This is a genomic window from Actinosynnema sp. NPDC023794 (assembly GCF_040639675.1).
Lineage (GTDB): Bacteria > Actinomycetota > Actinomycetes > Mycobacteriales > Pseudonocardiaceae > Actinosynnema > Actinosynnema luteola.
In genome coordinates this window covers 133,646-155,694 of record NZ_JBFAFR010000016.1, presented here as the reverse complement: position 1 = coordinate 155,694, position 22,049 = coordinate 133,646, and the positions used below count along the sequence as shown (strand labels likewise).

The window sequence follows — 22,049 nt, the reverse complement described above, 5'->3', positions numbered from 1 at the left end:
GCGTACTCACGGACCTCGCGATCGCGAGGTAGCTTGCGGGTCGTGACCGATACCCCGAACCTCACCCACCTGGTCGAACAGTTCCTCGCGTGGCACTTCGACCGCAACCCGGGCACCGCCGCGATGTTCGGCTCACTCGCCCACGACCACACCCTCGGCGATTTCAGCGCGGGCGCGTTCACCGAGTACGAACGCGGCGCGGACGCGTGGCTCGACCGGTTCGCCGCGGTCCGCACCGACGACCTCCAGGGCTCCGTGGACCGCGACCTCGTCGTGTCCGTGCTGCGCGGCGTGCGGGCGAAGGCGACGTGGCCCTCGTGGCGGCGCGACCCGTCCGTCTACACCAGCGCGGTGCTGTACCCGTTGTTCAGCGCGTTCCTCAACCGGCTGCGGCCGGAGCCGGAGCTGGTGACGAGCGTGGTGAAGCGGCTGGCCGAGGTGCCCGCCGTGCTGGCCGAGTGCCGGGCGAACCTGGACCCGGGGCTGGCCTCGCCGAAGATCGTCAAGCGCGCCGCCGACCAGGCGCGCACCGGCCGGGCGTTCCTCACCGCCACGCTGCCCGCCGAGGTGTCCGACCCGGCGCTGCGCGCGGAGCTGGCCGAGGCCGCCGAACCCGCCGCGCGGGCGTTCGACGAGCTGGCGGCGTTCCTGACCGAGTTCGCCGACCGCGCCGAGGGCGACTGGCGGGTGGGCGAGGGGCTCTACTCGACGCTGCTGCGCGAGCAGGAGGTGCTGGGCTACGGCGCGGCGGAGCTGCACGAGCGGGGCCGCGCCGCCTACGCCGAGCTGGACGCCGAGATGCGCGAGCTGGCCGGGTCGGACGACTGGCACGCGGTGATGGCGTCGTTCCAGGACGACCACCCGCCGACGCCGGAGGCGATGCGCGCCGAGTACGAGGCGGAGACGCGGCGGGCGCGGGCGTTCCTGGTCGAGCACGGCCTGGTGACGTTCGCCGAGGGCGAGGAGTGCCGGGTGGTGCCGTCGCCCACGTTCCAGCGCCCGGTCCTGTCCGTGGCGTCCTACATGTCGCCGCCGCCGCTGACCGACCAGCGGACGGGCCACTTCTTCGTGCCGTTCCCGCCGGACGGGTTCACCGCCGAGCAGACCACCCAGCGGCTGCGCACCAACTCCCGCGCCCAGCTGGCCACGATCGCGGTGCACGAGGCGTACCCCGGCCACCACTGGCACCTGTCGTGGCTGGCCGCGCAGGACCGGCCGGTGCGCAAGGTGTTCCGCACGCCGTACTTCTCCGAGGGCTGGGCGCTGTACGCGGAGAAGCTGCTGCGCGAGCACGGCTACTTCACCGCCGAGGTGGTCGGCGACGCGGCCAAGGCGCGGGCGCAGGAGTTGGCGCACGTCGAGGCGCGGTTGTTCCGCGCCGCGCGGATGATCGTGGACACCGCGCTGCACTGCGGCGACATGACCGTCGAGGAAGCCGAGGAGTTCATGACCACGAAGGCGTCGCTGACGCCCGGCACGGCCGCCGGCGAGGTCAGCCGGTACTGCGCGTGGCCGACGCAGGCGCCGTCGTACCTGACCGGCGCGTTGGAGATCGAGCGCATCCGGTCCGAGTACACCGGGTCGTTGCGCGAGTTCCACGACACCATCGCGGGCGCGGGCGCGTTGCCGCTCGGTCTGGCGCGCAAGGTCGCTCTCGGCAGCTGAGACGCGCGCGGGGACGGCGACCGGTCGCGGAACAGATCGACCGCCGCGGCGGTTGGCGTACTGACGTAGGAACAGAGCGATCAGGAGGACGCACGATGCCCAAGGCAGTGGTGGTGCGCGCGACCGGCGGGCCGGAAGCGCTGGAGATCGCCGACGTGGAGGCGCCCTCGCCCGGCCCGGGCGAGCTGCTCGTGGACGTGGCCGCCGCCGGGGTGAACTTCATCGACTGCTACCACCGCGAGGGTCGCTACCCGCTGTCGCTGCCGTTCGGGCCGGGGATGGAGGGCGCCGGCCGGGTGAGCGCGGTCGGCCCGGACGTCGCCGGGTTCGCGGTGGGAGACCGCGTGGCCTGGGCGCAGTCCCTCGGCAGCTACGCGGAGCAGGCGGTCGTGCCGGTCAAGTACGCGGTGCCGGTGCCCGAGGGCGTGGACGACGACACGGCGGGCGCGCTGCTGCTCCAGGGCTTGACCGCGCACTACCTCGTCGCGTCCACGTACCCCGTGCAGAAGGGCGACACGGTGCTCGTGCACGCCGCCGCAGGTGGTGTGGGGCTGCTGCTGGTGCAGTTGGCCAAGGCGCGGGGCGCGCGCGTGATCGGCACGGTGTCCACCGAGGCCAAGGAGGCGTTGGCGCGCGAGGCCGGCGCCGACGAGGTGATCAGGTACGACCTGGTGGACTTCGCGCCCGAGGTGCGGGAGCTGACCGACGGCGTGGGCGTCGAGGCGGTGTACGACGGCGTCGGCAAGACCACGTTCGACGGGAGCCTGGCCAGCGTGAAGCCGCGCGGCGTGCTGGCGCTGTTCGGCGCGTCCAGCGGCGCGGTGCCGCCGTTCGACCCGCAGCGGCTCAACGAGGCGGGCTCGGTGTTCCTGACCCGGCCGTCGCTCGGCGCGCACGTGGCCACCCGCGAGGAACTGGAGTGGCGGGCCGGTGAGCTGTTCGCCGCCGTCGTGGACGGTTCGCTGACCGTGCGGATCGGCGGGCGCTACCCGCTGGCCGAGGCACGGCGGGCGCACGAGGACCTGGAAGCCCGCCGCACCACCGGCAAGCTGCTGCTCCTGCCCTGACGCCGACGGGCGCCGACAGGCCCGGAATCAGGGCCCGGACTCAGGGTCCAGGCTCAGGGCCCGGGCTCAGCGGCCCGGACGCGTGGAAGGGCGGCCCCGACGCGGGACCGCCCTTCCGCCGCTCCTGGCGGACCGCTCAGCCCGCGACCTTGACCGCGTCGACCACGAAGATCAGCGTCTCGCCGGGCTGGATGTCGTCCTTGCCGTTCGGGTAACCCTTGTCCGACGGCACGACGAGCAGCCGGCGACCGCCCTCCTTGAGCCCGATCAGACCCTCGTTCCAGCCCTGGATCACGTTGGCCTGGCCGATGTTCGCCAGCTCGAACGGCTCGCCGTTGTCCCAGGACGACTCACGGGTCCGCTGGTCGCGGAACGTCGCCAGCACGTAGTGCAGCTCGGCGGTGGAGCCGGGCTTGATCTCCGCGCCGGTGCCCTCGGTCAGGTCCTCGACCAGCAGTCCGTCCTGCGGCGTGCAGCCGGTCGGGACGGTGATCGTCGGCTTCTCCCCCGCCGCGCCCGTCACCTGGTACTGCGCCACCTCGCACGGCGGGCCGCTCGGCTCGGGCAGGTCGGCCTCGGTGGGCTGCGCCTCGGGCTGCGCGGCGGTCGCGGACGGGGTGTTGGTGAGGGTGGACGGCCGGTCGCTAGCGGTGCACGCGGTCAGCGCCAGACCGGCGGACAACAAGGAGACGAGAGCCAGGGCCGTACGGCCGACAGTACGCATGGTTGCCGAGCTTAGGGTTCACGCCCGCGCGGCGCGCCGGGGCCCCACCGGCAGGCCCAACGCCGATCACGGTGCGCTGTCGTCGATCTTCGAAACAATCCGCAAATGTGCCACTAATTACCGCTTCCGCAGTTGCGTACTCGCGCGTACAGTAACTCCGCGCACTTGATCGCATACCGAGAGCATTCGGCCGTTCGAGTGCCCACCAAGGAGGTGACACCGTGTCCGCGGAGCCGAAGGGCATCCGCAGCAACCTGTTACAGGAATTGTTCTGGACCAGAACAGGGCTGCTCCTGCTCAGCCTAGTCGTCACTTCCGGCAGCGCTCTGGCCGTTTCCAGCGCAATGGATCAAGGAGCGCTGCGCACGTTCCTGACGTCGGTCGGCACCGGCACGCTGATATCCGCCGTGGTCGGTTTCGGGCAGACGTTGATCACCAGTTCGGCCGCGCAACGGGCGCTGATCACGCCGGTCGTGGAGGAGAGCCGCCGGGCGCTGCGCGACCTCACCACCGAGTACCGGGCCCTGGACCGCGAGTTCTTCCCCACTCACGTGTTCGAGCCGACCGCACGGCCCGATCCGGCCTTCAACCAGGTCATGATGCAGGACCTCGAACGCACCCGGCTGTACGTGTTCCGCGGCTTCGCGGGTCGTTACGCGGCCGGCCGGCTGCTGCTGTCGCAGACGGAGTGCGAGCTCAGAGCCGTCCTGGCCGATCCACGGGACGACGACGCGATCAGCGGGCGGGCGCGGTACCTGCTGCGCAACGAGGGCGTGGACGGCGACTACGACGCGATCGCGGCGCGGTTGCGCGAGCAGATCTCCATCGGGCTGGTGGGCCTGTTCCTGGCCCGCGGCCGGTGCTCGCGGATCGACCTGACGATCGTGTCCGACCCACCGTTGGACCGGCTGGAGCTCTTCGACGACAGCGTTTGGCTCACCCTCTACAGCAACACCAGCGCGGGCGTGATCCGGCTCTACCCGCGCACGGTGCGGTTCTCGGAGGGCTCGTTCATCTACGGGATGGAACGCGCCGAGTTCCTGCGCATCAGCAATTCCAAGGCAGGGCTCCACATCGTCATCACACCGGGCACCAGTCGGACGGACTTCCTCGCCCTGTTCGAGAAGATCACCGGCGACCCGCTCACCGAGGACGGGTTCCGATCGCTCGAGGAGAAGTTCCACCGATTCCGCAAAGAATTCTCCGCCTCCGCTCAGCTGGGGAGCTGATAAGTCGTGCTCACCGAGTTCACCGGGTTCTCCGCCCTCGCGGAGCTCGCCACGCTCATCGCCGTGGCCGACCCCCCTGTCGTCGACCACTGGGGACACGTCGAGAGGCGTTTCCAGGAGTGGGCGGGCCGACCCGGCCTGCGGGAGAGGCTGCGCGGGCACCTGCGCGCCCTCTCACCGCAGGACGAGATGCGCGTGGTGGCCAGGTCCCGCGAGACGACGACCCACTTCGCGTGGTGCCTGCGGGACGAGCCGGCCGAGCCGTTCACGTTCTGGCTGCACGAGTACAAGCCGCAGCAGGACTGGCGACCGGGCTACGCCGACTCGATCCACAACCACCGCTACCACTTCTGCACCACCATCGTGTCGGGCTCCTACCTGCACGAGCGCTTCACCGCGGACGTGGCCGACGACGGCCGGCAGATCGTGTCCACCACCCTGCTGCGCAGCGCCGAGGCCCACGAGGGCTCCTCGGGCACGATGCTCGCGCACGAGTTCCACCGCATCCCGAAGGCCGCCGACGACACCATGACGTTCCTGGTCAAGTCGCGCGCGGTCAGCCCGTGGAGCCTCAGCTACGACCCCGACACCCGGACCAGCCACCGGCACGTGCCGGTCGAGGCGAGGTTGGAGGACCTGACGAACAACCTCTAACCCGCGCCAAGGATCTTCGCGCGCCCCTACCATCGGCCCACCCGGCACGGGAGGGTCCAATGAGTACGGTCACGAAGGCAGTCACGGCGCGGGCGATCTCCGAGGTGGAGGGCGAGGTGTGGCGGCTGTGCCGCGACCTCGCCGCGAAACTGCAGTTCCACGGCTGGCACCACGTCAGCTTCGTGCGGGACAAGGCCGTCCACTTCGCCCGGCGCAACTCCTCGGACGAGACGCTGGTCGAGGTGGCCGCCCTGGTCCACGACGTGAACTACATGGTCCGGCGCAACTCGCTGCCGGTGGACGGCAGGAAGCTGCGGCTGGACATCCTGGCGCGCGCGGGCGTGCCGGACGAGGTCGCGGCGCGGGTGGACGCGGTGGTCGAGGAGGCCGAGATGCGCACCCGCCACCGCGACATCTCACTCGAGGCGCAGGCGCTGTCCGACGCGGACACGCTGTTCAAGGCGCTGCCGGTGACGCCGGTGGTGCTCGCGCCCAAGTACCTCGAGGAGAACGGCATCACGCTCAAGGAGCTGGCGCACAAGATCGTCGGCGAGCAGCGGGGCAAGCACGACGAGGGGTACTACTTCTACGACCCGGAGGCGGCGGCCACGTACTCGCGGTGGGCCACGGCGAACCTGGAGCTGTGGTCGTGCATCGTGGAGTCGCTGGACGACCCGACGGTGAACGAGCTGCTGTCCGCGGTGTCCTAAGCCTGCTTCTCCCAGACGACGAGGTCGAACTCCAGCCTGTTGTCGCCTGCCTTCACGACGATGAACCGAGACCAGCGCCCCTCCGAGGTCTTCGCGCAGAACGCCGCGTCCTTGACCAGCATCTCCTCGGGCACGTAGTCGAGCAGCTCGGTGGCCCTGACGCAGTCCTGCTGCGACGGCTTGCCGGTGACCACGCCGAGGTCCCGGCCACGCAGCCCGTCGATGTACTCGATCTCGGCCTGGTTGGTCAGGTCCTGGAGGACGCCCCGGTTCTCGGCGTCGGGCGCGTCGAAGTCGATGGCGTAACTCCAGGACAAGGCGATTCGCTCGGACCGGAACTCACCGGGCGCGCCCGCGGCGGACGTGTCGGCCGCGGGCGCGGTGGTGGTCGACGAGCGGTCCGTCCTGGCCTGCGTGGCGGAGGTCGTGGTGGGCGTGGTGGTTGCCGTGGTGGTGGTGACGGCGGGCTGGGCGGACCCACCGGTCGGTCGCAGTTCGAGGCCGCCGAGCACACCACCTGTGGCCGCGCCCACCACCGTCAGCAACACCGGCAACACGAAGTGCTTGGTCAGGTGCTGGCGCGGGCGGCGGCCCCAGCGGTACAGCAACCAGACACCCACAAGGGTGACCGCACCGGCCGCGAACAGGGACAACGGCACGTGGTCCTTGATGCCGCCGAAGACCGACACCAGTAGCCCGGCGACGCCCGCCATGCCGCCGAAGACCTGCCGGCGGTCCACTGTTGCCTTGTCGAACGTCGCCCGATCGGGTGGCGGCCCACCCCCCTGCACAGCCATGCCGATCAGGCTGGCTATCCGCAAATATGCGGAAAGTGCATCAAGCTCAGAACGGCCAGCCGAGCACCGGCAGCCCGATCACCGCGTCCACGGCCAAGCCGCAGAACACGAGCATCAGGTAGAGGTTCGACAGGTGGAAGAACTTCATGGTGTTGGTGGAGCCGCCCCGCCGCACGACGCCGTGCAGGCGGTGGGCGAACACGGCGAACCAGATGCCCGAGGCCGCCGCGATCGCGACGTAGATCCACGACGTCACCGGCGCCAGCAGCAGCGTGCACGCGACCGTGATCCACGAGTAGATGACGATCTGGCGCGTGACCTGCTGCGCCGTCGCCACCACCGGCAGCATCGGCACGCCGGCGCGCGCGTAGTCCTCCTTGAACTTCATCGCGAGCGCCCACGTGTGCGGCGGCGTCCAGAAGAAGATCACGCCGAACATCACCACCGCGGGCCACGCCACCGTGCCGGTCACCGCGGACCAGCCGATGATCACCGGCATGCAGCCGGCCATGCCGCCCCAGATGATGTTCTGCGAGGTCCGCCGCTTGAGCACGAGGGTGTAGACGAAGATGTAGAACAGGATCGTGGCCACCGCGAACACGGCCGACATCAGGTTCGTGGTCAGCCACAGGAACCCGAACGACACGACGCCGAGCACGATGCCGAAGATCAGCGCGTTGCGCGGCGGGATGGCGTCCTTCGCCAGCGGCCGGGCGCTGGTCCGCTTCATGACCGAGTCGATGTCGGCGTCGACGTAGCAGTTCAGCGCGTTCGCCGAGCCCGCGGCCAGGGTGCCGCCCGCCAGGGTGCACGCGATCAACCACAGCGGCGGCAGGCCGCGGGCGGCCAGGAGCATCGCCGGGATGGTGGTGATCAGCAGCAGCTCGATCACCCGTGGCTTGGTCAGCGCGACGTACGCGCCGACGACCTGCCGGGGCGACCGCGCCGGAGCCTCGGTGACGGCACTCATGGCGTCGCGCTCCTCGTCAGGTCAGGGGATGGACCGATGGTAACCGCGCGTTGCCCGAGCAGCCCCTTCGGGTACTCCCTGAACGCAGCAGCCCTGCCTGTGCGTACACCCACAGAGCGTGAGTGCCACGGGCGTCCGCTCGTCGGACTAGGCTGGCCGGCGGACCTTGGTAGCCGCGGATCGGGCCTGACGGGATCGATTAAGTTCACGCCGGCCGTCACAACCGCCGCCTAGTGAGTTTGGAGCTGGAAGTCAGTGTCCGTCACCGATGACATCGCCCGGTTGACCGAAGCCCACCTGCCCGAAGATTGGACCGACCTCGACAAGCGCGCGGTGGACACCGCCCGCATCCTCGCCGCGGACGCCGTGCAGAAGGTCGGCAACGGCCATCCCGGCACCGCCATGAGCCTCGCGCCGCTCGCGTACACGCTGTTCCAGCGGGTCATGCGGCACGACCCGGCCGACGCCGACTGGATCGGCCGCGACCGCTTCGTGCTCAGCGCGGGCCACTCCAGCCTGACGCTGTACGTCCAGCTGTTCCTCAACGGCTACGGCCTGGAGCTGGACGACCTCAAGGCGCTGCGCACGTGGGGCTCCAAGACCCCCGGCCACCCCGAGCACCGGCACACCAACGGCGTGGAGATCACCACCGGCCCGCTGGGCCAGGGCCTGGCCTCCGCCGTCGGCATGGCGATGGGCGCGCGCCGCGAGCGCGGCCTGTTCGACCCGGACGCGCCGGTCGGGCAGAGCCCGTTCGACCACCACATCTTCGTGATCGCCTCCGACGGCGACATCGAGGAGGGCGTCACGTCCGAGGCGTCGTCGCTGGCGGGCACCCAGAAGCTGGGCAACCTGACCGTGATCTACGACGACAACAAGATCTCCATCGAGGACGACACGACGATCGCGCTGTCCGAGGACACCGCGAAGCGCTACGAGGCCTACGGCTGGCACGTGCAGGTGGTCGAGGGCGGCGAGAACGTCGCGGGCATCCTCGAGGCCCTGGAGAACGCGAAGGCGGAGACCGAGCGGCCGTCGTTCATCCTGCTGCGCACGATCATCGGCTTCCCGGCGCCGAACAAGCAGAACACCGGCGCGGCGCACGGCGCGGCGCTGGGCGCGGACGAGGTCGCCGAGGTCAAGCGGATCCTGGGCTTCGACCCGGAGCAGACGTTCGAGGTCTCCGACGAGGTGCTGGAGCACACGCGTTCGGTGATCAAGCGCGGCGAGGCGGCCAAGTCCGAGTGGCAGAAGTCGTTCGACGCGTGGGCCGAGGCGAACCCGGAGCGCAAGGCGCTGCTGGACCGCCTGGTCGTGCGCGGTCTGCCCGAGGGCTGGACCGACGCGCTGCCGTCGTGGGAGCCGGACCCGAAGGGCGTGGCCACCCGCAAGGCGTCCGGCGAGGTGCTCAACGCGCTGCGCGACGTGCTGCCGGAGCTGTGGGGCGGCTCGGCCGACCTCGCGGAGAGCAACAACACCACGATGAAGGGCGCGGACTCGTTCGGCCCGGAGTCGATCTCCACGAAGATGTGGAACGCCAACCCGTACGGCCGCACGCTGCACTTCGGCGTCCGCGAGCACGCGATGGGCTCGATCCTCAACGGCATCGCGCTGCACGGCCCCACCCGCCCGTACGGCGGCACGTTCCTCGTGTTCAGCGACTACATGCGCCCGGCGGTCCGGCTGGCGGCGCTGATGAAGTCCGCGGTCACCTACGTGTGGACGCACGACTCCATCGGCCTCGGCGAGGACGGCCCGACGCACCAGCCGATCGAGCACCTGGCCGCGCTGCGCGCCATCCCGGGCCTGACCGTGCTGCGCCCCGGTGACGCGAACGAGACGGCCGCCGCGTGGCGGGCCGTGGTCGAGAACCCGACCGGCCCCGCCGGCATCGCGCTGACCAGGCAGAACCTGCCGGTGCTCGTCGGCACCAAGGAGAAGGCCGCCGAGGGCGTCGCGCGCGGCGGCTACGTGCTGGAGGGCGAGGGCGAGCCGGAGCTGATCCTCATCGCGACCGGCTCGGAGCTGCAGATCGCGGTCGAGGCCCGCAAGGTCTTCGAGGCCGAGGGCGTCGCCGCCCGGGTGGTGTCCATGCCGAGCGTCGAGTGGTTCGACGCGCAGGACAAGAGCTACCAGGAGCAGGTGCTGCCGTCGTCGGTGAAGGCGCGCGTGGTGGTGGAGGCGGGCATCGCCCAGCCGTGGCACCGCTTCGCGGGCGACGCCGGCGAGATCGTGTCCATCGAGCACTTCGGCGCCTCGGCGGACTACCAGACGCTGTTCCGCGAGTTCGGGTTCACGACGGAGAACGTCGTCGCGGCGGCCCGCCGCTCGCTGGCCCGGACCAAGTAAGAGACTTCAGGGAGTTGACGAGATGAGCACCAATCCGCTGGCCGCGCTCAGCGACGCGGGCGTGTCGATCTGGCTGGACGACCTGTCCCGCGAGCGGCTGAACACCGGCAACCTGGCCGGCCTGATCGCCGACCAGCACGTGGTGGGCGTGACCACCAACCCGACGATCTTCGCCGCCGCCCTGGCCAAGGGTTCGGCCTACGACGAGCAGGTGCGCGAGCTGGCCGCGCGCGGCGCCGACACCGACGCCGCCGTCCGCGAGATCACCACCACGGACGTGCGCAACGCGTGCGACCTGTTCCGCGACATCTACACCGCCACCGACGGCGTGGACGGCCGGGTGTCGATCGAGGTCGACCCGCGGCTGGCCAACGACACCGAGGCCACCGTCGCCGAGGCGCTCGACCTGGCCAAGGCCGTCGACCGGCCGAACCTGCTGGTGAAGATCCCGGCCACGGTCGAGGGCCTGCCCGCGATCACCCGGGTGCTCGCCGAGGGCATCAGCGTGAACGTGACGCTGATCTTCTCCGTGGAGCGCTACCGGCACGTGATGGAGGCGTTCGTCGCGGGCCTGGAGCAGGCCAAGGCCAACGGGCACGACCTGCGCGGCATCCACTCCGTGGCGTCGTTCTTCGTGTCCCGGGTGGACAGCGAGATCGACAAGCGGCTCGACGCGCTGGACACCCCGGCGGCGACCGCGCTGCGCGGCAAGGCTGCCATCGCGAACGCGGTGCTGGCCTACGCGGCGTACCAGGAGACGTTCGCCGGCGAGCGCTGGGAGGCGCTGGCCGCTGCGGGCGCCCGCGCGCAGCGTCCACTGTGGGCGTCCACCGGCGTGAAGGACCCGCAGTACTCCGACACCCGGTACGTGGACCAGCTCGTGGTGGCCGACACGGTCAACACGATGCCGGAGAAGACCCTGCACGCGGTCGCCGATCACGGCAAGATCGAGGGCGACGCGGTCACCGGCCGCGCGGCAGGCGCGCAGGAGGTCTTCGACGGGCTGGTCGAGGTCGGCATCGACCTGGACGACGTGTTCGTCGTGCTGGAGACCGAGGGCGTCGACAAGTTCGAGAAGTCGTGGGCCGAACTGCTCGACACGGTGACCGGACAGCTGAACCAGGCCAAGGCCTGAGAGCCGAGAACGGGACAGGACTGACATGACCGAGGTGATCTCCGTGGAGATCGTCCGCACGCCGAACCAGAACCAGGTCGACACCGTCGTGGGCGACCTTGTCCGGGATTCGGCTCCGAGCAGGCTCACCGCGGGGGACGCCACCCTGTGGGGCGCCGACGCGGAGCCGGAGGCGTCGATCCGCCTGGCGTGGACGACGCTGCACGAGACGTCCCGCCCGCTGGTCGCGGAGATCACCGCGCTGCGCGACGAGCTGCTCGCCGAAGGCGTGGACCGCGTGGTCCTCGCCGGCATGGGCGGCTCGTCGCTCGCGCCCGAGGTGATCACGGGCACGGCAGGCGTGCCGCTGGTGGTGCTCGACACCACCGACCCCGGCCAGGTGGCCGAGGCGCTGGCGGGCGACCTGGAGCGCACGGTCGTGGTGGTGTCGTCCAAGTCGGGCGGCACCGTCGAGACCGACAGCCACCGGCGGATCTTCGAGGCCGCGTTCACCGCGGCGGGCATCGACGCGGCGTCGCGCATCGTCGTGGTGACCGACCCGGGCTCGCCGCTGGAGGCGGCGTCGCGGGAAGCGGGCTACCGCAAGGTGTTCCTGGCCGACCCGCACGTCGGCGGCCGGTACTCGGCGCTGACCGCGTTCGGCCTGGTGCCGTCCGGGCTGGCGGGCGCGGACGTCGGCAAGCTGCTCGACGAGGCCGCGTCGGCCGCGCCGCTGGTGTCGGCCGACTCGCCGGACAACCCGGCGGTGGTGCTGGCGGCGACGTTCGCGGTGGCGCACGCGCACGGCGCGGAGAAGGTCGTGCTCGCCGACACCGGCTCGGGCATCGCCGGGTTCGGCGACTGGGCGGAGCAGCTGATCGCCGAGTCGACCGGCAAGAACGGCACCGGCCTGCTGCCCGTGGTGGTCGAGGGTCCGGGCGCGCCCGGTTTCGTGGACGCCCGCTCCGACGCCACGACCGTCGCGCTCGGACCGGCCACCGGCTCGTCCACGCTCTCGGTCGAGGGCTCGCTCGGCGCGCAGTTCCTGGTGTGGGAGTACGCGACCGCGCTGGTGGGCCGGGTGCTGGAGATCAACCCGTTCGACCAGCCCGACGTGGAGGCGGCGAAGAAGGCGGCCCGGTCCCTGTTGGACTCCCCCGCCGCGTCGTCGGCCGAACCGGCCTTCGTGGACGGTCCGATCGAGGCCTACCCCAGCGAGGGCTGGCTGCCGGCGGACGTGAAGACGGTCGCCGAGGCGCTGCGGGCGCTGGTCGCCGCCGCGCCCGAGCACGGCTACCTGTCCGTGCAGGCGTACCTCGACCGGGTCGACGACGCGTCGTTCGCCCTCGTTCGCCCGGAGTTGGCGCAGCGTTCACACCTGCAGACCACCTTCGGGTGGGGACCGCGGTTCCTCCACTCGACCGGCCAGTACCACAAGGGCGGTCACCAGAACGGCGTGTTCCTGCAGCTGACCGGCGAGTCCGAGACCGAACTGGACGTGCCGGACAGGCCGTACGACCTCAGCACGTTGCAACTGGCCCAGGCGCTGGGCGACGGCCAGGTGCTCGCCGAGCGCGGTCGCCCGGTGCTGCGGCTGCACCTGACCGACCGCGTCGCCGGGCTCGCGCAGCTCGTCGAGGCCATCCAGGAGGACGGTTCGTGACGGCCCCCACCAAGCGCAATCCCCTGCGCGACCCGCGGGACAAGCGGCTCCCGCGCATCGCCGGGCCGTCCGGCCTGGTGATCTTCGGCGTGACGGGCGACCTGTCGCGCAAGAAGCTCATGCCCGCCATCTACGACCTGGCCAACCGCGGCCTGCTGCCGCCGGGCTTCGCGCTCGTCGGCTTCGCCCGCCGCGACTGGGCCGACCAGGACTTCATGCAGGTCGTGCACGACGCCGTCAAGGAGCACGCGCGCACGCCGTTCCGGCAGGAGGTCTGGAACCAGCTCGCCGAGGGCATCCGGTTCGTGCAGGGCACCTTCGACGACGACGCCGCGTTCGACTCGCTCGCCGCGACGCTCGCCGACCTGGACCGCGAGCGCGGCACCGGCGGCAACCACGCGTTCTACCTGTCGGTCCCGCCCAGCGCGTTCACCACGGTGGTCAACCAGCTCAAGCGCGCCGGGCTGGCCACGCCGCCGACCGACAGCCCCGACCAGTGGCGCCGGGTGGTCATCGAGAAGCCGTTCGGCCACGACCTGGCCAGCGCCAGGCAGCTCAACAAGACCGTCAACGACGTCTTCCCCGAGGAGTCGGTGTTCCGCATCGACCACTACCTCGGCAAGGAGACGGTGCAGAACATCCTGGCGCTGCGCTTCGCCAACCAGCTCTACGAGCCCATCTGGAACGCCAACTACGTCGACCACGTGCAGATCACCATGGCCGAGGACATCGGCCTCGGCGGGCGCGCGGGCTACTACGACGGCATCGGCGCGGCCCGTGACGTGATCCAGAACCACCTGCTCCAGCTGCTCGCGCTGACCGCGATGGAGGAGCCGGTCTCGTTCCGTCCGAGCGACCTGCGCGCGGAGAAGGTCAAGGTGCTCTCGGCGACCCGGTCGATCGGGCCGTACGACGAGACCACCGCCCGCGGCCAGTACACCGGCGGCTGGCAGGGCGGGCAGAAGGTGCTCGGGCTGCTGGAGGAGGGCGGGTTCGCGAAGGACTCGGTCACCGAGACCTACGCGGCCATCACCTGCGAGGTGAACACCCGCCGCTGGGCGGGCGTGCCGTTCTACCTGCGCACCGGCAAGCGCCTCGGCCGCCGCGTCACCGAGGTGGCCGTGGTGTTCAAGCGCGCGCCGCACCTGCCGTTCGACGACACCGCCACCGAGGAGCTGGGGCAGAACGCCCTGGTGGTGCGCGTGCAGCCGGACGAGGGCGTGACCATCCGGTTCGGGTCCAAGGTGCCGGGCAACTCGATGGAGGTCCGCGACGTCACGATGGACTTCGGCTACGGCCACGCGTTCACCGAGTCCTCGCCCGAGGCCTACGAGCGGCTGCTGCTGGACGTGCTGCTCGGCGAGCCGTCGCTGTTCCCGAAGAACGACGAGGTCGAGCTGTCCTGGGAGATCCTGGACCCCGTCCTGAGGCACTGGAGCGCCACCGGCGCGCCGGAGAAGTACAAGGCAGGCACCTGGGGGCCGGCGTCGGCGGACGAGATGCTGGCCCGCACCGGCAGGCACTGGAGGCGTCCGTGATCATCGACCTGCCCTCGACCACCACGTCGCAGGTCAACAGCAAGCTCGTGCGGCTGCGCGAGGAAGGCGGCGCGGTCACCCTCGGGCGGGTGCTGACGCTGGTCATCGTGACCGACGACGGCACCAAGACCGAGGACGCCATCGACGCGGCCAACGACGCCAGCCGCGAGCACCCCTGCCGGGTGATCGTGGTGGCGCGCGGCGCGCGCAAGGCCGCGCCCCGGCTCGACGCGCAGATCCGCGTCGGCGGCGACGCGGGCGCGTCCGAGGTCATCGTGCTGCGCCTGTACGGCGAGCTGGCCAACGAGGGCGCTTCGTGCGTCGTGCCGCTGCTGCTGCCGGACACCCCGGTGGTGGCGTGGTGGCCCAACGAGGCGCCCGCCGTGCCCGCCGAGGACCCCATCGGGCAGCTCGCGCAGCGCCGGATCACCGACGCGGCGGCGGAGAAGAACCCGATCCGGGCGTTGGAGCAGCGCAAGTCGGGCTACCGGCCCGGCGACACGGACCTGGCGTGGACGCGGCTGACGCTGTGGCGGGCGATGCTCGCGTCGGCGTTCGACCTGCCGCCGTACGAGAAGGTCACCGAGGCCGAGGTGAGCGGTGAGAGCGACTCGCCGTCGACCGACCTGCTGGCCGCGTGGCTCGCCGGGTGCCTGCGGGTGCCGGTGCGGCGCGCGAAGGCGAGCCGGGGTGAGGGCATCGTCGACGTGCGGCTGGAGCGCCGGTCCGGGCTGGTCGAGCTGTCGCGCCCGGACGGCAAGGTCGGCACGCTGACCCAGCCCGGCCAGCCGGAGCGTCGGGTCGCGTTGCAGCGCCGCCAGGTGCGGGACTGCCTGGCCGAGGAGCTGCGCCGGCTCGACCCGGACGAGGTGTACGAGGCGGCGTTGCGGTCGCTGGGCAAGGTCGTGCGCGGTCGGACCGCGCCGAAGGCCGCCGCCGCGACGCGCAAGCCCGCGCGGGCCGCGTCCGGGGCCGCCAAGGCGAAGTCGGACGGCGGTCCGGGCGCCGTGGCGGACACCAAGCCCGCGGACGCGTCGGCGGAGGTCACGGCATCGGCGGACTCGAAGGTGGACGGCAGGCCCGCGAAGGCGTCGGCCAAGGCCGCCGCCAAGACCGCCGCGCCGAAGCCCTCCGGCGCCAAGGCCGCTCCCAAGGCTGCGGGGAAGGCCGCGCCCAAGGCGGCGAAGGCGAAGGCGGGCTCGTGAGCCGGCCGGAGGTGGTGGTGCACCGTGACGGCGAGCTGCTGGCCGCCGCGGTTGCCGCCCGCCTGGTCACCAGCCTGGTGGACGCGCAGACCGCGCGCGGGTCGGCGTCGTTGGTGCTGACCGGCGGCCGGACCGGCATCGCGGTGCTGGAGCAGCTGCGCGCCACGCCCGCCCGCGACGCGGTGGACTGGACCCGGGTCGACCTGTACTGGGGCGACGAGCGGTTCCTGCCCGCCGGGCACCCCGACCGCAACGAGACGCAGGCGCGGGAGGCGTTGCTGGACCACGTGCCGGTGCCGGCTTCGCGCGTGCACGTGATGGAGCCGTCCGACGGGCGGTTCGGCGACGACCCGGAGGCCGCCGCCGAGGCGTACGCCGCCGTGCTCGCCGCCGCCGGAGGTCCGGACGGTTCCGTGCCGTCGTTCGACGTGTGCCTGCTCGGCGTCGGCGAGGAGGGGCACGTGGCCTCGATCTTCCCGGAGTCGCCCGCGGTGGCGGAGCGGGAGCGCGCCGTCGTCGCGGTGCGCGACTGCCCCAAGCCGCCGCCCACCCGCGTGAGCCTCACCCTGCCCGCGATCCGCGCGGCGCGCGAGGTGTGGCTGATGACGACGGGCGCGGCGAAGGGCGAGGCCGTGGCCCTGGGCCTGACCGACGCGGACGAGGTCCAGCTGCCGGCCGCGGGCGCCCGTGGCCGGGAGCGCACGCTGTGGCTGCTCGACTCGGCCGCCGCCGCGAAGGCGCCGATCACCCCGCCGTCGGCCTGAACCTTCCGTCCCGCTGCCGCCGTCGTCCGTTCCGGGCGCGGCGGCAGCGGCGTTCCCAGGGGTGATTTGGCGCACTCACGGGCCGCTTCCACGCACGTTGTCCGCTCACCGGACGTTCGCGCTCGCAATTTTGTGCGGCGCACGGCGTCCCATTCGGGTAATCACAGCATCTCGAAGGGTGAGCGGGTCGTTCGAGCGGGTCGGGGGCGGAAAGGCGGGTCATGCCAAGCGTGATGACAGCGCAGTACGGTGAGGACCGGCGGACAGCTGACACAGGAGGTCGAACCCTGGCCGGCAACGCTGTCGAAAGACTGCCGAGCGGTCGGGTCAACGGCGTCGCGACCGAGCGGGTGCGGCGTGCTGCCTTCCTCGGAGCGCTCGGGCGGTTCCTCGGCCGCGTGCTCGGCCGGCACCGGCAGGTGGCTTTCGACGCGGCGGCCGTCGGCATCGCGGCGCTGGACGTGTGGCTGCGGGTCGTGCCCGAGGCCGAGCCGTACAACTACGTGCTGTCGGTCGTGTCGGTGGCGGCGGTGGCGCTGCGCCGGCGGTTCCCGTTCCTGGTGGTGCTGATCACCGTGCCCGGGTTCCTGGCCGGGTGGGCGCAGTTGGCGGCGATGATCGCGCTGGGGACGTTGGCGCGGGAGCAGCTGCTGTCGAAGCAGACCTACGTCGGCGCGGCGTTGGTGTGGCTGAGCCGGTTCTTCGTGTGGCCGCCTGCGGAGTTCGCGGCGTTGGACTGGAAGACGCACGTCCACAACGCCATCTACGGGTGCATCGTCGCGGGGATGCCGATCGCGATCGGGTTGCTGGCGCACGCGCGGGAGGAGTTGTCGGCGCGGATCGGCGAGTTGGCCGCGAGCCGGGAGCGGGAGCGGATGCTGCACGCGCACGCGGTGCGGGCGGACGAGCGGGCCAGGTTGGCGCGGGAGATGCACGACGTCGTGTCGCACCAGGTGAGCTTGATCGCGATGCAGGCGGGCGCCCTGCGGGTGGCGGCGGCCGATCCGAACGCGAAGCAGGTCGCCGGGACGATCCGGATGTTGAGCACGAGGACGTTGGACGAGCTGCGGCAGCTGGTGAGCGTGCTGCGGACGACGAGCGGCGACGACTCGCCGCAGCCCCGGGTCGAGGACTTGGCGCAGCTGGTGGCCACGGCGGGGATTCCGGCGACGTTGACCGTGCAGGGGCCGGTGGGCGACCTGCCGGCTCCGGTGTCGGGTGCGGCGTACCGGACGGTGCAGGAGGCGTTGACGAACGTGCGGAAGCACGCGTGCGGTGCGGCGACCGTCGTGGTGGTGGTCGCCGATGCCGATCAGTTGCGCGTGGAGGTGCGCAACGAGGCGCCGGAGGGTGCGGTGGGGTCGGTGGACGGGGCGGCGTTGCCCAGCGGTGGTCATGGGCTGGTGGGACTGCGGGAGCGTGCGGCGTTGTTGGACGGTGAGCTGGAAGCGGGCCCGACAGACAGCGGCGGCTTCACGGTGAAGGTGACGTTTCCCCTGGTCAGAACACTGAAGCCCTGATTTCGCCCGTCACACCGATGGGTGATCATTCTGGAATCGTCAAACGAAACACTGTTATCGTCGATCTCGAACGTCGGTTGAAACAACGAGGACCGCCGACCAACCCCCGGCCTGTCCGGACCGCGCGGCGCAAGAGGGAGGAGCGGGCTGGGAGGAGGCGCTGGGGCGAGGCGCTGGGGGAACACGGGGAGGAGCGCGCAGAACGGAACGCTAGGAGCAGCGCCACCGCCACCGCCCGCACTGCCACCGCCGGCAGTCGACACACGACGGCCCGCCTGGACACCAGGCTTGCCCCGCACCGGCTGCCGGCAACGCTGTCCGCGCATCGGCTCGCGGGCAACACGACAGCCACCGCACAGGGCAGCCGCCCGACCCGCAGGTGTCGGTGCCCGCAGGTGTCGGTGCCCGCAGCGGTCGCACGCTGGCAGCGGTCCAGTGCCAGCGCCGTGCCGGCCGCCGTCAGCGGCGCAGGGGCAGACCATCGGCGCACAGCCGTCAGCGGAGAGCTGCCGCGCAGCCGTCAGCGGAGAGCGAACCGCCGGGTGGCCACGGCCGTGCAGACCGCCGCCGCCACGCCCAGCCCGCCGCACACCAGCGCCGGCCACAAGTCGGGTGTGTGACGCAGCAGCACGGACGGCAGGAGCCACACGGCCACCCCGAGCGCGAAGCCCAACGGAGCCGCCGCGACCACCGCCGCCGTCCCCGCCCGACGCCGCCGCAGGGACCGCAGGATCGACTCCAGGTACGCGAGCGCGAACAGCAGCAGCACCGCGCTCCCCGCGCCCATGATGCTGATCATCGGGTGCGTGACGGGCCGGAGGGAGTAGTCGGTGGACTGGCCGTCGGCCGTCACCGTCGCCACCGCCGCGCCGCCCACGATCCACCGGCTCGCGCCCGGCAGCTCGAACGCCAGCGGTGACGCGGTCGGTGCGGAGGGGTCGGGTCGGACACCGCCGTCGGGGGAAGTCGGTGTGCCGTCGGTCGGCACGGAGGCCGGCGAGGAGGTGAGCGACGAAGCCGGTGGGGAAGCGGGGACGTCGGCCAGGGTGATGCCGGCCGCCGTCACGGCGAGGCGCGCGGTCGCCGGGTTGCCCTGGCCCACGGAGACCGGCTTGCTGAGGTCGACGTCGAGGGCCGGCAGGTCGCGGCCCGGCAGGGTGAACGGGACGGTGATCATCACGACCGCGGCGAGGGCCGCCGCCAGCGCGAACCACCGCGCAGGTTTCGGGGCGGTGGCGGCCAGCAGCTGCGCCGCCGGCACGAGGGTCTCCGCACCCAGCCGCACGGGCGTCGGCGGAGCGTCCACGAGCGTCGCCCGAACGGGTATGTCGAGGGTCTCCCGCGGCACGGAGGGGCCGGACGCGGGGCGAGTGCCGGCGGCGGCGACGTGCGGGCTCAGGTGGACCGGGGCGCCGAGGCGCAGCAGCCAGTCCCGGCCGAAGACCTCCGCCGCCGCGCCCGCCAGGTCCACCGCGAACGTCTCCGCGTTGCGGTACCGGGCCTGGGGGTCGCGTTCAATCCCCCGCATGATCACTCGGGCGAGTGGATCCGGTACCTCGATCAGGGGGCGGGGCTGCTGGTAGACGTGACGCTGGATCATCGCCAACGCCCCACCGCCGCTGTCGAACGGCAGCCGACCGCTCAGCAGCTCGTACAGCACCGTCGCCGCGCCGTAGACGTCGGCCGCCGGGGTGAGCGGATTGCCCAGCGCCTGCTCCGGTGACAGGTACGCGGGCGTGCCGAGCACCTGCCCGCCGTGCGTCACGAGCGTCGCGCCCTCGCTCACCACCTGCGAGATCCCGAAATCGGCGACCTTGAGCACCCCGCCGGCGGTGAACAGCAGGTTCTTCGGCTTCACGTCCAGGTGCAGCACCCCGGCCCCGTGCGCCGCGTGCAGACCGGACAGCATCGCCAGACCGATGGCACACGACGATGCGGGTGTGACACCCGAACCGGTGAACTTCGACCACACCGTGCCACCGTCGAGCTTCTCCATCACCAGCAGGTGCTCGCCGTGGTCCTGGACGTAGTCGTACACGGGCACGATGTGCGGGTGGTCGAGCCGCGCCAGCAGCCGCGCCTCGTGCGCGAACCGCGCACTCATCCGCTCATCCGACGCGAGCACGCCGGGCAGCCGCTTCACCGCGACCGCCCGCCCCAACGGCCGGTGCACGGCCGCGTACACGACCCCCATCCCGCCGCGCCCGACCTCCGCACCGAGCTCGTACTGCGGCAGCGCCGCGACGACGTTCGCCGACACCGTCACGCCACACCGCCCGGCAACGGCCGCGTGATGCGCTGCGTGCTCTCCGGGTCGACCGGACCGGCCGGGCCCACCGGGGGCAGGTCGTCCGCGTCCGGGTGCGGTGTCAGGTAGCCCAAGGCGAACGCGACCGCCGCCGCGCCCAGCACGAACGGGATCTCCGCCGCCGGCGACGGCGCCATGATCCGCAGCACGGACAGCGAGATCACCGCCACGAGCCCGGTGCCGACGCCGGCGGGCAGGAACCGCATCGCCCGCTGCCACCGGTTCGCGGGCAGCCGCCGGCGGGCCAGCGCGAACAACGCGCCCGCCCACGCCAGCGAGGTCAACCCGAACACCGCCAGCCCGAACACCCCGTAGACCGACCACATCGACCCGCGCACGTCACCGGTCATGCCGATCGACGCCAGGACGTCGCGGTTGGTGTCGAGCACTTCCAGCTCGGTCGGCAGCAGGCCGGTCGCCTGGGCGTCGAGCTGCCCGAGGTCGAGCACGAACCCGCGCGTGACGCTTTCCCTGGCGGGCACGTCGAACGGCACGGTCGTGTCGTAGGAGAAGAACGTCAACGCCAGCGCCGTGCCGGACAGCCGGATCGTCTTGACGTGCCGCACCGTGTCCGTTCCGTTGTGGACGGTCACCGAGATGAGGGAGGCGCGGGACGGGTCGAGCAGCAGCTCGTCCTCACCGACCGGGGCGCCATCCACCGTGGCGTCGATGGTGACCGCGCCCCCGGCGGCCCGGGCCGGGGCGACGCCGAGGAAGATCCCGCACAGGAGCAGTAAACCGACGCTGCTCATAATGCGTCTCACAAGGGCACCTCATCGGGGGTAGCGGACTGGTCCGGGAGTCGGCATGCGATCGGCAGGAACACTAGCTTTACTCGGTGCCTTGGCATATGGCGTTACGGCGCTCGTAGCGGCACCGGTATCGGCGCAGCCGCAGGGCGTCGCGACCGCGAGCCCGGATTCCGGTCCGGCGGGCAGCACGTTCACGGTGAGCTGGACCGGCGTGTACCTCGATCCGGACTGCTCGGACCCGACCGTGCAGATCCTGTGGGACGGCGGGAGGGTGATCGGCAGCGGCAGGCACGCGGGTCGCGGCACGGGTTCGGGTACGGCGACCGTGCCGTCGGACGCGGGCGTCGGGGTGCACCGGGTCACGGCACGACCGCAGTGCGCGGCGACGTCGAACCCGACGGACAACTTCACCGTGACCGCGAGGCCGACGACGACCACCACCCCACCGCCGGTCACGACGACGACCGCGCCCCCGGTGACCACGACGACCACCACGCGTCCGCAGACCACTACCACCCAGCCGACGACGACCACGACAACGACGACGACCACGACGGACAGCTCCGCGCCGACCACGACCGCCACCACGACACCGTTCGACGGTGACGGCGCGCTGACGTTGGACAAGGACAACATCCAGCCGGGTGACCCGTTGACCGCCACCGGCACGGGCTGTGACCCGGGTTCGCCGGTGCGGCTCAGTTCGCTGGGCGAGGCCGTCGGCGCGGCGAAGGCGGACGATTCGGGCACGTTCAGCACCAGGGTCGAGTTCACCACGATCCATCCGGGTCGCCACGTGATCCGCGCCGACTGCGGCGTGGTGCTGGTCGGGAGCGTGGACGTGGCGCTGACCAGCTCGACCGGCGGCACGACGTCCACCCTGGTGATCCTGGTGTTCTTCCTGCTGGTGGGCGCGATCATGGTCCGACGCCAGTTCGCCGGCCTGTTCACCAAGCGGACCTGAAGCGACCGGCGCTGAAGACGACGACGGCCCCGGCGGGAAGTCCCGCCGGGGCCGTC

General features: G+C 71.8%; 18 protein-coding genes. 13 read left to right on the top strand and 5 right to left on the bottom strand.

Going from position 1 to position 22,049, the window contains the following annotated elements; translation table 11 throughout:
• The first annotated feature begins 42 nt into the window (after positions 1–42).
• Positions 43–1,665 carry a DUF885 domain-containing protein gene (locus tag AB0H12_RS28595; RefSeq protein WP_499626914.1) on the top strand — a complete coding sequence of 541 codons (1,623 nt, stop codon included), beginning with the start codon at positions 43–45 and terminating at the stop codon, positions 1,663–1,665.
• 95 nt (positions 1,666–1,760) lie between these two features.
• Positions 1,761–2,732 carry a quinone oxidoreductase family protein gene (locus AB0H12_RS28590; protein WP_499626913.1) on the top strand — a complete coding sequence of 324 codons (972 nt, stop codon included), beginning with the start codon at positions 1,761–1,763 and terminating at the stop codon, positions 2,730–2,732.
• Between the two features lie 136 nt (positions 2,733–2,868).
• Here AB0H12_RS28590 and AB0H12_RS28585 read toward each other — a convergent pair whose 3' ends face one another.
• Positions 2,869–3,456, bottom strand: a complete 588-nt coding sequence (locus tag AB0H12_RS28585) for an FKBP-type peptidyl-prolyl cis-trans isomerase (protein WP_499626911.1) — start codon at positions 3,454–3,456, stop codon at positions 2,869–2,871.
• A gap of 221 nt (positions 3,457–3,677) precedes the next feature.
• Here AB0H12_RS28585 and AB0H12_RS28580 point away from each other — a divergent pair, with 221 nt between their 5' ends.
• From AB0H12_RS28580 to AB0H12_RS28570, 3 genes are read left to right on the top strand one after another with little or no spacing between them, the layout of a single operon-like run.
• Positions 3,678–4,685 carry a hypothetical protein gene (locus AB0H12_RS28580; RefSeq protein ID WP_499626909.1) on the top strand — a complete coding sequence of 336 codons (1,008 nt, stop codon included), beginning with the start codon at positions 3,678–3,680 and terminating at the stop codon, positions 4,683–4,685.
• A gap of 6 nt (positions 4,686–4,691) precedes the next feature.
• Positions 4,692–5,339, top strand: coding sequence for a hypothetical protein (locus AB0H12_RS28575; protein ID WP_499626908.1), 648 nt, complete (start codon positions 4,692–4,694; stop codon positions 5,337–5,339).
• A 59-nt stretch (positions 5,340–5,398) separates the two neighbouring features.
• Positions 5,399–6,049: an HD domain-containing protein gene (locus AB0H12_RS28570; protein WP_499626906.1), complete on the top strand. Its 651-nt coding sequence runs from the start codon at positions 5,399–5,401 to the stop codon at positions 6,047–6,049.
• Here AB0H12_RS28570 and AB0H12_RS28565 read toward each other — a convergent pair.
• Both AB0H12_RS28565 and AB0H12_RS28560 read right to left on the bottom strand, forming a co-directional pair.
• The gene (locus AB0H12_RS28565) at positions 6,046–6,846 is read right to left on the bottom strand and encodes a hypothetical protein (RefSeq protein ID WP_499626904.1); all 801 of its coding nucleotides are present in this window, start codon (positions 6,844–6,846) and stop codon (positions 6,046–6,048) included. The genes AB0H12_RS28570 and AB0H12_RS28565 overlap by 4 nt on opposite strands.
• 46 nt (positions 6,847–6,892) lie before the next feature.
• Positions 6,893–7,816, bottom strand: a complete 924-nt coding sequence (locus AB0H12_RS28560) for a heme o synthase (protein WP_499626902.1) — start codon at positions 7,814–7,816, stop codon at positions 6,893–6,895.
• 255 nt (positions 7,817–8,071) lie between these two features.
• Between AB0H12_RS28560 and tkt the strand changes: the two genes are divergently transcribed.
• The 7 genes from tkt to AB0H12_RS28525 all read left to right on the top strand — a co-directional run bounded on the left by tkt (position 8,072) and on the right by AB0H12_RS28525 (position 17,969).
• On the top strand, positions 8,072–10,165 hold the full coding sequence (tkt, locus tag AB0H12_RS28555) for a transketolase (RefSeq protein ID WP_499626900.1): 2,094 nt from the start codon (positions 8,072–8,074) through the stop codon (positions 10,163–10,165).
• Positions 10,166–10,187: 22 nt separating this feature from the next.
• Positions 10,188–11,300, top strand: a complete 1,113-nt coding sequence (tal, locus tag AB0H12_RS28550) for a transaldolase (RefSeq protein ID WP_499626898.1) — start codon at positions 10,188–10,190, stop codon at positions 11,298–11,300.
• Positions 11,301–11,325: 25 nt separating this feature from the next.
• The gene (locus AB0H12_RS28545; RefSeq protein WP_499626896.1) at positions 11,326–12,942 is read left to right on the top strand and encodes a phosphoglucose isomerase-related protein; all 1,617 of its coding nucleotides are present in this window, start codon (positions 11,326–11,328) and stop codon (positions 12,940–12,942) included.
• A complete protein-coding gene (zwf, locus tag AB0H12_RS28540; protein WP_230569152.1) occupies positions 12,939–14,480 on the top strand; it encodes a glucose-6-phosphate dehydrogenase in 1,542 nt (513 codons plus the stop codon). Before AB0H12_RS28545 ends, zwf begins: the two co-directional genes overlap by 4 nt.
• Positions 14,477–15,685: a glucose-6-phosphate dehydrogenase assembly protein OpcA gene (opcA, locus tag AB0H12_RS28535; protein ID WP_499626894.1), complete on the top strand. Its 1,209-nt coding sequence runs from the start codon at positions 14,477–14,479 to the stop codon at positions 15,683–15,685. Before zwf ends, opcA begins: the two co-directional genes overlap by 4 nt.
• Positions 15,682–16,449 carry a 6-phosphogluconolactonase gene (gene pgl, locus AB0H12_RS28530; protein ID WP_499626892.1) on the top strand — a complete coding sequence of 256 codons (768 nt, stop codon included), beginning with the start codon at positions 15,682–15,684 and terminating at the stop codon, positions 16,447–16,449. The genes opcA and pgl overlap by 4 nt, the downstream gene beginning before the upstream one ends.
• Before the next feature lie 350 nt (positions 16,450–16,799).
• On the top strand, positions 16,800–17,969 hold the full coding sequence (locus AB0H12_RS28525) for a sensor histidine kinase (RefSeq protein WP_499626890.1): 1,170 nt from the start codon (positions 16,800–16,802) through the stop codon (positions 17,967–17,969).
• Between the two features lie 520 nt (positions 17,970–18,489).
• Here AB0H12_RS28525 and AB0H12_RS28520 read toward each other — a convergent pair.
• Positions 18,490–20,235, bottom strand: coding sequence for a serine/threonine-protein kinase (locus AB0H12_RS28520; RefSeq protein WP_499626888.1), 1,746 nt, complete (start codon positions 20,233–20,235; stop codon positions 18,490–18,492).
• Entirely contained in the window at positions 20,232–21,041 is an 810-nt protein-coding gene (locus AB0H12_RS28515; protein WP_499626886.1) for a hypothetical protein, read from the bottom strand. The genes AB0H12_RS28520 and AB0H12_RS28515 overlap by 4 nt, the downstream gene beginning before the upstream one ends.
• Positions 21,042–21,120: 79 nt before the next feature.
• On the opposite strand from AB0H12_RS28515, the gene AB0H12_RS28510 reads away from it, so the two are divergent.
• The gene (locus AB0H12_RS28510) at positions 21,121–21,993 is read left to right on the top strand and encodes a hypothetical protein (RefSeq protein ID WP_499626884.1); all 873 of its coding nucleotides are present in this window, start codon (positions 21,121–21,123) and stop codon (positions 21,991–21,993) included.
• The last annotated feature ends 56 nt before the right edge of the window (positions 21,994–22,049 follow it).

Coding starts and splice junctions, on each gene's coding strand:
- AB0H12_RS28590 (WP_499626913.1), top strand. CDS start 1,761: ATGCCCAAGGCAGTGGTGGTGCGCGCGACCGGCGGGCCGGAAGCGCTG.
- AB0H12_RS28585 (WP_499626911.1), bottom strand. CDS start 3,456: ATGCGTACTGTCGGCCGTACGGCCCTGGCTCTCGTCTCCTTGTTGTCC.
- AB0H12_RS28570 (WP_499626906.1), top strand. CDS start 5,399: ATGAGTACGGTCACGAAGGCAGTCACGGCGCGGGCGATCTCCGAGGTG.
- AB0H12_RS28565 (WP_499626904.1), bottom strand. CDS start 6,846: ATGGCTGTGCAGGGGGGTGGGCCGCCACCCGATCGGGCGACGTTCGAC.
- AB0H12_RS28560 (WP_499626902.1), bottom strand. CDS start 7,816: ATGAGTGCCGTCACCGAGGCTCCGGCGCGGTCGCCCCGGCAGGTCGTC.
- tal (WP_499626898.1), top strand. CDS start 10,188: ATGAGCACCAATCCGCTGGCCGCGCTCAGCGACGCGGGCGTGTCGATC.
- AB0H12_RS28545 (WP_499626896.1), top strand. CDS start 11,326: ATGACCGAGGTGATCTCCGTGGAGATCGTCCGCACGCCGAACCAGAAC.